Source organism: Amycolatopsis sp. NPDC004625 (assembly GCF_040609695.1).
GTDB lineage: Bacteria > Actinomycetota > Actinomycetes > Mycobacteriales > Pseudonocardiaceae > Amycolatopsis.
In genome coordinates this window covers 31,711-43,459 of sequence record NZ_JBEXKX010000027.1, presented here as the reverse complement: position 1 = coordinate 43,459, position 11,749 = coordinate 31,711, and the positions used below count along the sequence as shown (strand labels likewise).

The following is an 11,749-nucleotide window of genomic DNA, read 5'->3' as shown; positions in this document are numbered from 1 at the left end:
TTATCCCTTCGGGGTGGCGGAGAGCAGCTCGACGTTGGCGTCGAACTGCCAGAGCGGGTTGGGCTGGTCCCCGTCCGGGGTCCGCACCTGGAAGTAGCCGTTCACTTCCTTCGGCCCGTCGCCGTCGGCGACGTACCGCCCGTCCGAGGTGACGTCCAGCTGGTAGACGGCCGACCCGGTGGCGGCGACGCCGGGCAGGTGCCAGGTGACGACGCACCGCCAGTCGTTGCCGGGTCCTTCGGGCTCGACGAGACCGTCGCCCTTGGTGCACGCGGCGGTGGCCGCCAGCTGCTCCTCGGTGACGTCGGGGCGGTGCAGCTGCCCGGTCTGCAGGCGGTAGAGGTGCGCGAACGCCGTGGCGACCGACTGCTGCAGGGTGTCCTGGCCGATCCCGGAGCCGAGGGCGGGCGTCGCCACCGCGATGACCCCGGCGGTGGCGGCGAAGAGCGCGGCGAGCGGCAGGACGGCGAGCGCCCGGCGCCGGGAGCCGTCGTGGGCGGCGTTGGTGAAGTCGCGGCGCACGAACAGCAGGTACGCCAGCGCGGTCGCGGCGACGGCCCACGCGAGGCCGACGCCGACGCCGATCAGCAGCGGGCCGAGCTGGCCGGGGTCGGTGAACAGGCCGTTCCACGCGACGAAGGCGTAGCTGGGCAGCGCGAGCCGGACGGCGACGGGCAGCGGCAGCAGCTGGGCCAAAGCCATCGCGAGCGCGACGACGGCGGGCAGCAGCAGGCCCATCGGCGACCGTCCCCAAAGGACGGACCCGAGCAGGCCGATCCCGGCGAGGGCGAGCGTCGGGGCGAGCACGCTCACCCAGGCGAGCAGCACCTTCGCGGCGGCGTCGCCGGGGGTGAGCAGGTGGCCGTCGAACCCGACGAGGGCCTTGTCCCCGACGGCGAGGAGGCCGCCCGCGGTGCTGGAGACGGCCATCCCGGCGACGAGCAGCAGGATGACGGTGAGGCTGGCAAGCGCTTTCGCCGCGAAGATCCGCCGCGCGGACCGGACGGCGACGAGCAGGTGCCGCCAGGTCCCGAGCCGGTCTTCGGCGGCGAAGACGTCCCCGGCGACGACGGAGGTGAGCAGCGGAAGCGCGTAGGTGCCGGCGAAGCCGAGCATGACCAGCGGCCCGGCCCACCCGGTGGCGTTCATCCACCGGCCGAAGAGCGTGTCGACGGGCAGCGAACTCTGCTGGCTGACGGCGGCGACGAAAACCGCGGGGGCGAGCCAGCAGGCGAGGACGAGCAGCCGGATGCGCCAGGTGGCGAAGAGCTTGACGAGCTCGAAGCGGTAGGCCCGGGTGGTGGGGACCGGGCGGACGGGCGTTTCGACGGTCATCGGGTGCTCCCCGGTTCGGTCAGGGCGAGGAACGCGGCCTCCAGCGGCGACACGACCGGCGCGAGTTCCCGCACCGCCACGCCGTCCTGCACCAGGCGGCGGACCAGCTCGTCCAGCGCCGGCGTCTTCGCGCGGACCACCAGTACTTCCGGGTCGCCCCGGGACGCCTTCTCTTCCGCGATCCCCCGCGTCCGCGCGAGCACGCGCCGGGCCGCGACCGGATCGGACGTCCTCAGGCGGTAGGCGAGCTCGTCGTGCTCCGCCGACAGCTTGGCCAGTGGCCCGGTGAACACCACGCGGCCGGTGGCCAGGATCGTCACCTCCGCGCACAGCGCCTCGAGGTCGTCCATCCGGTGGCTCGACAGCACCACCGTGGTGCCCGCCGCGGCCAGCCGGTCCAGGACGCCGTGGACGTGCTTCTTGCCCGCCGGGTCGAGGCCGTTGGCCGGCTCGTCGAGCACCAGCAGCCGGGGTTCGGTGAGCAGGGCCGCCGCCAGCCCGAGCCGCTGCCGCATGCCCAGGGAGAAGCCGCGCACCCGGTCGTCGGCGACGTCGGCGAGCCCGACCTCTTCGAGGACGTCACCCGGGGCCGCGGAGTGGCCGCCGAGCCGGGCCAGGGCCGCGAGGTTCTGCCGGGCGGTCAGGGACGGGTACAGGCCGGGGCCGTCCACGAATCCGGCGACGCCGCCGGGCGCCCGGCCGACCGGCGTGCCGAAGACCGCGAGCTCGCCTTCGTCGGCGACGGCCAGGCTCAGCAGCAGGCCGAGCAGCGTCGTCTTGCCCGCGCCGTTCGGGCCGACCAGGCCGTGGATGTGGCCCGGCGCCACGTCGAAGTCGACGCCGTCGAGCGCGACGACGTCACCGAAGCACTTGGTGATCCCGCGCGCTCGCACTGCCAGGGGTGCGTCCATGGGTGCCTCCCGTTCCGCCCTGCGCGGGAAAACTTAGGCACCGCAAATGACGGGGGCACGCGCGGCGGGTGAACGCTCCGGGAACGGCAGCCGACCGGCCAACGCCGCGCCGGTGAAATGTCCGAGTTAACCGGCCGCTTGCCTTGGCGGGCCGCAACCCCTGTCCCAGCACCCGGAAAACCCTTGCCGGAATTGCGTCAACCCCTATTTCCCGCCATTTCGACATAGGAGCCGATCATCTTGACACGGCGTTCGACGGTCAGGCATCGTCGAGAGACGAAGGCCACATTTCCGGTTCTTCTTCCCGCGTGAACGAATCCACGGAGAACGAATCATGGCGAACATCAGGGTGACGCTTTCCGGTGGTCCGGCCGAACTGGCCGAGCGGCACCGCGAATGGACGGTCGGCAGCATCGGCGAGGTCGCGAAGGTCAGCTTCGGCGCCGGCTACGAACACTTCTCCCACGACGGCGAGTTCACGACGACCAGCGGCGGCGACCAGCTACCGGTGTTCGCCTGGTGCGGCCGCACCCGCGTCGCCGAGTGACGCGGAATCTCCACAGAACCTCCACAGGATATTCGACCACCCCGGCGGCCGCGCCCGGAACAATGGCACGGTGCTGACCGTGGAGCGGGTGAAGAACCATGGATGGCGGGTGGCCCTCGTGGTGGCGGCGGTGGCCGTCGTCGCGTTCTCGCGGCAGAATCCGTTCGCCGGGCTGTTCGCCCTGGTGCCGATCCTCGCGTGGGCCGCGGTGGCGCGGTCCCGGCGCGCCGGGGTGGTGACCGGGCTGGTCCTGCTCGCCCTGCTGGCGTGGTTCGTGCTGCCCCGCGAGCTGGGCCTGGCCGGGCCGTGGGTGCCGGCCGCGATCGAGGTCTACTGGCTGCACACCACGCTGGCGGCGGTGGTCTGCGCGATCGGCGCCCGCCGGGCCGGGTCGTGGGCGCTGCTGGTGTTCGCCGGCTTCGTCGTCACGGCCGGCGTGCTGGTCACCGGCTGGCAGGAGGCACCGGGGGACGAAGGCGTGGCGCCCGGCCCCGCGCAGCTGCGGCTCGCCGAGGACATCATGTGCGGTTCCGGCGGCTGCTGGCGGTCCGGGGAGGCCACCGGTGCCGACGCCGGCGGGGCGTGGCGGGACTACCTGCTGGCCCGCGACTTCACCCCCGAACCGGCATTCGACGGCGTGCCGCGCTTCTGCCGGACCACCGGCCTCCTGGTGAACCACACGGTGTGTGTGCAGGTCCGGTCGCGCACGGCGGACTCGGCGCGCGTGGAGTGGTACGTCGAATAGGGGGTGGCGCGGCGGGGTGCAACCGCCGCGCCACCGGTTCTCAGCCCGGCGCCACCGCCCGGCCGGTCTGCGGGGAGATCATCCCCGCGCACAACCCGCGGCTCGCCAGGTTGCGGGCGATCTGCGGAATGGCCGACAGCGTGTTGGCCGGCCATTCGTGCATCAGGATGATCTGCCCGTTCTGCAGCCGGCCGTTGGCCGCGACGATCGCGCTGACGCTCGCGTTGTTCCAGTCGCCCGAATCGACGTCCCAGATGATCTGCCGCAGGCCGTACTTGGCCTCGACCGACTGGACCGTCGCGTTGGTTTCCCCGTACGGCGGCCGGAACAGCCGGGGCGTGCCGCCACCCGCGGCCGCGATGGCCTGCTGGGTCCGGGAAATCTCCGAATCCACCTGGGCCTGGCTCTGCTGGGTGAGGTGCGGGTGCGTGTAGCTGTGGTTGCCCACCCACATCCCGGCGCTCACCTGGGCGCGGACCTGGGCCGGGTACGCGGCCGCGTACTGGCCCTCGTTGAACATCGTGGCCCGCAACCCGTTCTGCCGCAACGCGTTCAGGATGGCCGGGGTGTGGGCGTTCGACGGCCCGTCGTCGAAGGTCAGGCCGACGTACCCGCCGCACGCGGCGGCCTGCGCCGGTGCCCCGGCGGCGACCGTGCTCGCCACGGCGATGGCCGCGGTGGCCAGTAAGGTGCGTACGCGCATGGTCACCCCACCGAGATGTTCGAGTTGCCGCTGCTCTGGTAGCCCTCGGTCGCGAGGATCATGTAGTACTTGAAGTTGCCGAGCGGCATCCCGGCGCGGCCCCACGCGTCGAAGTGGTTGCCGGTGGTGATGCTGCCGCCGGTCCGCCGCTGCTGCCGGACGCTCCAGTACTGGTTGAAGGTCTTGTTGCCTTCGACGGACGGCGCGTTGTACCGGGTCGTCTGGTAGATGTCGTACGTGCCGCCGTCACTGGTCACGGTGCCCTTGTACGTCCCGGTCGGCCGCCAGCTGCCCCAGTTGTCGACGATGTAGTACTCGACGAGCGGGTTGGACGTCCAGCCGTAGAGCGAAAGGTAGCTGTTGCCGGAGGGGTTGAAGCTCCCGGAGTAGTTCACGGTCCGGCGGCTGCCGTTGCCCCAGCCCTTGCCGGCGACGAAGTTGTTGACGTTGCTCCAGTTGGTCCGGTAGTTCCCCCCGGAGGAGAGCGTCATGGAGACCGAGCCACCACCGGCGGACCAGAAGGAGTAGTAGTACCCGTTGTTGTAGCCGGTCTGGTTGGTCGTGACGACCGTGTCGGCCCAGGCGGTCCCGGGTAGCAGGGTGGCGATCACCGCAAGGACGGCACCACCGACGAACATCCTGCTGCGGCCGCGTTTCTTGGTGCGCATTCAGCTTCCTCCTCGTCGAGGCTGGCAGGCGAGCCAGGATGGCAAAAGCATGCGAGCGCAACCACCGGTGGGGCAATAACTTTCGGAAAGTTTCGACCCCGTGAAAAGTACATGCCCCACCGTCACGGCTATTCCCGCACACCAATGGCGTCGATCGGCCGGGCCCGGAGAGCCACCGACGTAGCCACCCCGATCGCCACCATCCCGAGCACCACCGCCCCACCGATGATTCCGAAGTAGACGGACAAGGGGCCGGCCGGAACCGGACTCCCCCGAAGCGCGAAGTTCAGCACCGCCAACGGAACCAGAGCCACCAGACTCCCCAGCACCACAGCGATCCCCACGGTCCCCAAAGCCTCCAGCCGCATCATCCGGGTCACCTGGCGCCGGGTCGTCCCGACCAGCCGCAACAGCGCGAACTCCCGCCCCCGCTGCGCAGTGGTCAGAACCAGCGTGTTCGCCACCGAAATGGCGAGATACCCGACGATCACCCCGGCAGCGACCAGGTTCAGGTAGAACTGGGCCTGCCGCTCACCCCCTTCCGGAGCGGTGAGCACCGAAGCCGGAGCAACGACCACTCCCGGGTACGGCAACGCACTCAGTCCCGAAGCCACCGCACCGGCATCCGCGCCCGGCTCGCGCCGGACCAGCACCGAGTCGTCCAACCGCCCACCGACGTGCTCACGAGCCAGCGCAACCGGCAGCACGAAGTCCCCGAACGCCAGATCGTGCGTGTACGTCGCCACCAGCCGCAGCTTCGCGGGCACACCGTCACCGAAGTAGAACGACACCTCGTCCCCGACCTTCTTGTCCAGCCAGTCCGCCTCCGACCGGCTGAGCGCCACGGTGTCCCCGGTGAGGTCGGTGAGCCGCCCGGCGTCGACACCGAGCTCGAGGGCGGCCCCCGCCCGGTCACCCGCCAGCCCCTGCGCAGGCGTCCGCTGCACCTCCACGCTGTCCCCCACCGGCGTCGCCGTCACGACGGACGTGCGGACCACCGGCGTCGCCGCCGCGACCCCCGGCACCCGCCCGGCCGCCTCGGCCAGCTCCGGCGAGACACCGCCGGGCGCGGTCAGCACGTAGTCGGCGGTCGTCGACCGGGCCGTCTCCTGCTGGGCCGCCGCGGTGGTCGCCGTCGGCCCGTAGAACGTGGCGAGCGCGAACGCCACCGCCAGCATCAGCGGGGTCACCGCCGCCGCGACGCGCCGGGCGTTGGCGTGGGCGTTCGCCCCGGCGAGGTACCCGCTGATCCGCCAGAGCCGCGCCAGCACGGGCACCAGGAACCGCACCACCAGCCCGGTGACCTGCGGGCCGACCACGGCCAGCCCGATGACGACCACCAGGGTGGCCATCGTCGAGATCGCCGCGGCGATGTCGCCGTGCAGGAACAGCGGGACGAGCGCGCCGCCGAAGCCGGCCAGCACCAGGCCCCAGCCGGTGAGCAGGCGGCCCCGGCCGAGCTCACGGCGTTCCACCGCGGCCTCGCCCAGCGCCTCGACCGGCCGGATCGACGACGGCCGCCGCGACGCCGCCCAGGCGGCCAGCCGGGCCGCGCCCAGGCCGAGCAGGAGGGCGGCCAGCAGCGGGAGCGGGCTGATCGCCAGCCCGAAGTCGGCCGGGATCACGCCGATCGCCGCGAAGGCGTCACGCAGGCCGGACGCGACCGCCAGGCCCAGCCCGCTGCCCAGCACCCCGGCGGCCAGCGCGACCAGCGTCGTCTCGGTGCCGATGAGCTTGCGGATCTGCTTCGGGGTGGCCGCGACCGCACGCAGCAGCGCGAATTCGCGGCGTCGCTGGTTGATGGTGAGGGCCAGCGTGCTCGCCACCACGAACACCGCGACGAGCAGCGCGAAGCCGCCGAACGAACCGGCGATGGCCAGCAGCAGCACCCGCGTCTGGCTGACGTCGAGGAACTCGATGCTGCTGCGCTCGACGCCGGTGGTCACCTCGGCGCCGCCCGCGACGGCGCGCACCCGGTCGGCGAGGGCCTCCGGTGTGACGCCCGGGTCGGCGAGGACGCCGACCGCGTGCACCTGTCCGGGCCGTCCGGCCAGCTCGGCGGCCCGATCCGGCGTGAAGAACAGCGCCGACTGGCGCGAGGTGCCGTCGACGACCCCGCTCACCTTGAACGTCTCCGGCACCGACCGGGTCATGATCCGCACCTGCCCGCCGATGCCGACGTCGGCCCGGCGCGCCAGGTCGGCGTCCAGCACGACCTCGTCGGCGGCCGCGGGCGCCTCGCCGCCGCGCAGGGTGAACGGCGCCAGCACGGCCGCGTCCCAGTTGTGGCCGAGGGACTCCCGCCCGCCGAGCACCTGCCCGTCGCGGGTGACGACCTGCGCCGGGAAGCTCTGCTCCGCGACCGCGGCGCGGACGCCGGGCACCGCGGCGATCCGGCCGGCCAGCGCCGCCGGGACCGACGGCTGCTCGCCGACCTGCTCGGAAGACAGGGCGTCGGCGCCGGACGGGCGCACCGACTGGCTGCCGCCGACGACGACGGCCGCGGCGGCGTACCGCTGGGTGGGGACGCCGGCCCGCAGGCCGGACTCCATCAGGATGCCGCAGGCCGCCACGAGCGCGGTGCCGCACAGGACGGCGATGAAGGCGCCGGCGAAGCCGCCGAGCCGGCTGCGGATCGTCTGCCAGGCGAGGGTCAGCACGGTCACCACTCCCCGAGGTGCGTCATCCGCTCCGCCACCCGCTCGGGGGTGGGGTGCGGCAGGTGCCCGGCCAGCTTGCCGTCGGCCAGGAAGAGCACGCCGTGCGCGGCGGAGGCGGCAACCGGGTCGTGGGTGACCATCAGGACGGTCTGGCCCATCTGCTCGACGACCGCGCGGAGCAGGTCCAGCACCTGCCGTCCGGTGCGGGTGTCGAGGGCGCCGGTCGGCTCGTCGGCCAGCACGACCTCGGGCCGGGTGACGAGCGCCCGCGCGATCGCCACGCGCTGCTGCTGCCCGCCGGAGAGCTCCGCCGGGCGGTGCTCCAGCCGGTTCGCGATCCCGACGCCGTCGACGACCTCCCGCAGCCACTGCGGGTCCGGCTTCTGCCCGGCGAGCCGCAGCGGCAGCGTGATGTTCTGCAGCACGTTCAGCGACGGCAGCAGGTTGTAGGCCTGGAAGACGAACCCGATCCGGGTGCGCCGCAGCCGCGTCAGCTCGCCTTCCTTCAGCCGGCCGATTTCGGTGCCGCCGAGCAGCACCCGCCCCGACGTCGGCCGGTCGAGGCCGGCCGCGCAGTGCAGGAAGGTGCTCTTGCCCGAGCCGGACGGGCCCATCACGGCGGTGAACGTCCCCCGCGCCACCCCCGCCGACACCCCGTCCAGCGCGGTGACCGCGCCGTCGCCGGAGCCGTACACCTTCCGCACCCCGGTCAGCTCCAGCGCGTACGCGCTCGCTGTGGTCATTTCACTGTCCCCTTAAGACGGTTTCTTGCGTCCGAAGGAAAACTAGGTCGGCGCGGCCCCGGGTTCGATCCCGTGGAGAGGTGGATCGGGGGTAGCGCCAGCACCACCACGGTGGTGGGGTGGGACACTGTCGGGGTGACGACCCGCCTGCGTCAGTGCTGGTCGGCGGTTCGCTACCTGGTGGTCGGCGCCGGCACCTCGATGCTCTCGCTGTTCGCCCTCGTCGGGCTGTTCGCCGTGCTGCTGCTGTGCCCGTTCGGCGTCGGCATCCCGTCGCTGGCCCCGATGATCCGGCTGTCGCGGTGGCCGGTCGGCCTCGACCGCCGCCGGGCCGCGCGCAAGCTCGGCGAGCCGATCCCCGAGCCGTACCGCGACGGCTCCCCGCTCAAGGACCCGGCCACCCGCCGCGACCTCGCGTGGCTCGTGCTCCACGCGGCGACCGGGACGATCATCGGGGTGCTGGCGTTCGGCCTGCCGCTGGGCGCAGTGCAGCAGGTCATCACGAGCTTCGTCTGGCCGCTGGTGCCCGGCGGGATCGAGGGCTCGCTGGGGATCGTCGTCGACTCCTGGCCGAAGGCCGCGCTGGACCTGCTGGTGGCCGCGGCCATGATCGCGGTGACGCTGCAGCTGCCGCGCGTCGCCCGGTGGCAGGCCCGCACCGCGCGCAAGCTGCTCGCGCCCGCGCCCGGCGTCGTGCTGGCGGACCGGGTCGCCGAGCTGACCGCGACCCGGGCGGCGGCGCTGGAGGCGCACGGGGCCGAGCTGCGCCGCATCGAGCGTGACCTGCACGACGGCACGCAGGCGCGGATCGCGGCGGTCGTGCTGCAGCTGGGCATCGCCGGGCAGCTGTACGACCGCGACCCGGCCACGGCGCGGGACCTGCTGGTCAAGGCCCAGGACACCGCGACCGACGCGCTGGCCGAGCTGCGCACGGTCGTCCGGAGCATCTACCCGCCGCTGCTGAGCGAGCGCGGCCTGGCCGGGGCGGTGCGCGCGCTCGCCGAGCGCAGCCCGGTGCCGGCCGCGGTCGACGTCGAGTACGAGACCGGCCGCCCGGCCGCGGTCGAGGCGGCCGCGTACTTCGTCGTCGCCGAGGTGCTGGCCAACGTGACCAAGCACGCCGACGCGTCCAAAGTGGAGATCCGGCTCGGCGGCACGGCGTCCCTGCTGTGCCTGGAGATCCGCGACGACGGCCGCGGCGGCGCGGACGAGTCGCGCGGCAGCGGGCTGGCCGGCATCCGCCGCCGCGCGGAAGCCTTCGACGGAACCCTGACCCTGACCAGCCCACCCGGTGGGCCGACCGTGCTGCGAGTGGAGCTGCCATGCGGGTCGTGATCGCGGAGGACGACGCGCTGCTGCGCGAAGGCCTCGCCCTGCTGCTGAAGACGGCGGGCATCGAGGTGGTGACGGCGGTCGACAACGCCGAGGACTTCCTGGCGTTCGTCGAAAAGGACCGCCCGGACGCGGTGGTGATGGACGTCCGGATGCCGCCGACCCACCGCGACGAGGGCCTGCGCGCGGCCGTCCGCGCCCGCGAAATCCACCCGGCGCTGCCGGTGCTGGTGCTGTCGGCCCACGTGGAGACGAGCTACGCGGTCGAGCTGCTGGCCGACGGCGTCGGCGGCGTCGGTTACCTGCTCAAGGAGCGGGTGGGCAAGGTGGAGCGGTTCCTGGACGCGCTCCAGCGGGTCGCGAAGGGCGGCACGGCGATGGACCCGGAGGTCATCGGCCAGCTGATGGCCCGCCGCCGCACGGCCGACCCGCTCGAAGCGCTGACCGCCCGCGAGCGCGAAGTACTGGCGCTGATGGCGGAGGGCTACAACAACAGCACGATCGCCGAGCTCCTGGTGGTCAGCGACGGCGCGGTGCTCAAGCACATCCGCAACATCTTCGCGAAGCTGGGGCTGCCCTCGGACGAAGGCGCGGGGCACCGCCGGGTGCTGGCGGTGCTGGCCTACCTCGGCCGGGATGCGGGGTAGCGCAGGCACCACCCCGCATCCGGGTGCGCACGGCATTCTCGTTGCCGCGGCGGCTGTCTAGCGTTCCGGACATGAACAACGACAACGTTTCGACGCGTTCTTCCAGCCCGGTCCTGCTGTGGCTGGGGTTGGTGGTCAGCGGCACGGTCAACGCGGCCGGTCCCCTGGTGGGACTCGGGCTGGTGCCCCGGATGGTGGCCGGCGCGATCGCCGTGGTGATGATCGCGCTGCTGGTCACCCACTACGTCCGGCGCCGGCGCGCCTGACGACCGCGAGGGCCGCGGCGACCAGCGCGGCGGCCGTCCAGAACGGGCTGAGGATTCCGAGCAGGGCACCGGCGAGCAGGGGGCCGGCCGTGGCGCCGGCGTTGAGCGCCGCGGTCGCGTAGGACCCGGCCATCGTGGGGGCGCCGGTGGCGAGGTGCAGGATCCGCGTGATCACCGTGCCGCCGACCGCGAACGACAACGCCCCCTGCGTGAAGGCGAGCGCCGGCAGGGCCGCGGGGACGAGGGCCAGCGTGATCCAGCCGGCGAGCAGGAGCGAGCCACCGAGCGCCACGACCCGGCCGGGCCACCGGTCCGCGAGCCGGCCCGCCACGGTCACGCCGGCGAAGCAGCCCACGCCGAACGCGGCGAGCACCACCGGGACGGGCGCGAGGCCGGCGGCGAGCGGCGCGAGGTAGGTGAAGGCACCGAAGGTGGCCGCGTTGACCAGCGCGGCGAGCAGCAGCACCCAGGCCAGCGGGCGGAGCTCGGCCAGTTCGGCCCGCAGCCCGGCGGGTTTCGTCCCGGCCGGGGTGTCGGGCACCCGCCACACCCCGGCGACGGCGGGCAGGCAGAGGAGGACGACCGCCCAGAACGCGGCGCGCCACCCGAAGACGGCGTCCAGCACCGCCCCACCGGGGACGCCGGCCACGCACGCCACGGTGGTCCCGCCCAGCAGGACGGCGAGCGCCCGGCCCTGCCGCCCGGGCGGGACGAGCGCGGCGGCGGCGGTCAAGGCGACGGCGAGGAACCCGGCGTTGGCGACGGCGGCCACCAGCCGGGTGCCGACGAGGACGGCGAACGACGTCGTCAGCGCGCCTGCGACGTGCGCGGCGACGAAGACGGCGAGGAAGCAGAGGAGGGCGGAGCGGCGCCGCCACGTCCGCGCGAGCGCGGCCATCAGGGGGGCACCGGCGACCATGCCGAGGGCGAAGGCGGAGGTCAGGAAGCCGGCCTGCGCGAGGGACACCCCGAGCGCGGCGGCGATGCCGGGCACCAGCCCGGCGAGCATGAATTCGGACGTGCCCATGGCGAACACGGCCAGGGCGAGGAAGTACAGGGGCACACGAAACTCCAGGGAACACGGAATCGGCGGACGATTTCGTGGTCACCCGGGAAGAACGGCGATTACCGGACTGCGCGGATGACCGGCAGCCCGACCCTGGACGCTTCGGGGCTCGACACGCGGCCGACC

The 11,749-nt window shown here is 73.3% G+C and carries 12 protein-coding genes; 5 read left to right on the top strand and 7 right to left on the bottom strand.

What is annotated here, in order from left to right; all coding sequences use genetic code 11:
* Nucleotides 1–1,335 (bottom strand): ABC transporter permease, encoded by a 1,335-nt coding sequence (locus ABZW17_RS28110; protein ID WP_354820510.1) that lies wholly within the window; start codon nt 1,333–1,335, stop codon nt 1–3.
* A complete protein-coding gene (locus ABZW17_RS28105; RefSeq protein WP_354820507.1) occupies nt 1,332–2,246 on the bottom strand; it encodes an ABC transporter ATP-binding protein in 915 nt (304 codons plus the stop codon). Before ABZW17_RS28105 ends, ABZW17_RS28110 begins: the two co-directional genes overlap by 4 nt.
* 334 nt (nt 2,247–2,580) lie before the next feature.
* Between ABZW17_RS28105 and ABZW17_RS28100 the strand changes: the two genes are divergently transcribed.
* A complete protein-coding gene (locus ABZW17_RS28100; protein ID WP_354820505.1) occupies nt 2,581–2,793 on the top strand; it encodes a DUF5988 family protein in 213 nt (70 codons plus the stop codon).
* 70 nt (nt 2,794–2,863) lie between these two features.
* Complete coding sequence (locus ABZW17_RS28095) at nt 2,864–3,538, top strand: hypothetical protein (RefSeq protein WP_354820503.1); 675 nt, start codon at nt 2,864–2,866, stop codon at nt 3,536–3,538.
* Nucleotides 3,539–3,578: 40 nt separating this feature from the next.
* On the opposite strand, the gene ABZW17_RS28090 is transcribed toward ABZW17_RS28095, so the two are convergent.
* The 4 genes from ABZW17_RS28090 to ABZW17_RS28075 all read right to left on the bottom strand — a co-directional run bounded on the left by ABZW17_RS28090 (nt 3,579) and on the right by ABZW17_RS28075 (nt 8,312).
* Nucleotides 3,579–4,241 (bottom strand): polysaccharide deacetylase family protein, encoded by a 663-nt coding sequence (locus ABZW17_RS28090; protein WP_354820500.1) that lies wholly within the window; start codon nt 4,239–4,241, stop codon nt 3,579–3,581.
* A gap of 2 nt (nt 4,242–4,243) precedes the next feature.
* Nucleotides 4,244–4,909, bottom strand: coding sequence for a glycoside hydrolase family 11 protein (locus tag ABZW17_RS28085; RefSeq protein ID WP_354820497.1), 666 nt, complete (start codon nt 4,907–4,909; stop codon nt 4,244–4,246).
* 128 nt (nt 4,910–5,037) lie between these two features.
* The gene (locus ABZW17_RS28080; RefSeq protein WP_354820494.1) at nt 5,038–7,578 is read right to left on the bottom strand and encodes an ABC transporter permease; all 2,541 of its coding nucleotides are present in this window, start codon (nt 7,576–7,578) and stop codon (nt 5,038–5,040) included.
* Nucleotides 7,572–8,312, bottom strand: coding sequence for an ABC transporter ATP-binding protein (locus ABZW17_RS28075; protein ID WP_354820492.1), 741 nt, complete (start codon nt 8,310–8,312; stop codon nt 7,572–7,574). Before ABZW17_RS28075 ends, ABZW17_RS28080 begins: the two co-directional genes overlap by 7 nt.
* Nucleotides 8,313–8,447: 135 nt before the next feature.
* Here ABZW17_RS28075 and ABZW17_RS28070 point away from each other — a divergent pair, with 135 nt between their 5' ends.
* From ABZW17_RS28070 to ABZW17_RS28060, 3 genes are all read left to right on the top strand, one after another.
* Entirely contained in the window at nt 8,448–9,647 is a 1,200-nt protein-coding gene (locus ABZW17_RS28070) for a sensor histidine kinase (RefSeq protein ID WP_354820489.1), read from the top strand.
* Nucleotides 9,635–10,291 (top strand): response regulator transcription factor, encoded by a 657-nt coding sequence (locus tag ABZW17_RS28065; RefSeq protein WP_354820486.1) that lies wholly within the window; start codon nt 9,635–9,637, stop codon nt 10,289–10,291. Before ABZW17_RS28070 ends, ABZW17_RS28065 begins: the two co-directional genes overlap by 13 nt.
* 71 nt (nt 10,292–10,362) lie before the next feature.
* Nucleotides 10,363–10,557, top strand: coding sequence for a hypothetical protein (locus ABZW17_RS28060; RefSeq protein ID WP_354820483.1), 195 nt, complete (start codon nt 10,363–10,365; stop codon nt 10,555–10,557).
* On the opposite strand, the gene ABZW17_RS28055 is transcribed toward ABZW17_RS28060, so the two are convergent.
* Nucleotides 10,526–11,620, bottom strand: coding sequence for a Cmx/CmrA family chloramphenicol efflux MFS transporter (locus ABZW17_RS28055; protein WP_354820480.1), 1,095 nt, complete (start codon nt 11,618–11,620; stop codon nt 10,526–10,528). The genes ABZW17_RS28060 and ABZW17_RS28055 overlap by 32 nt on opposite strands.
* Nucleotides 11,621–11,749: the final 129 nt, after the last annotated feature.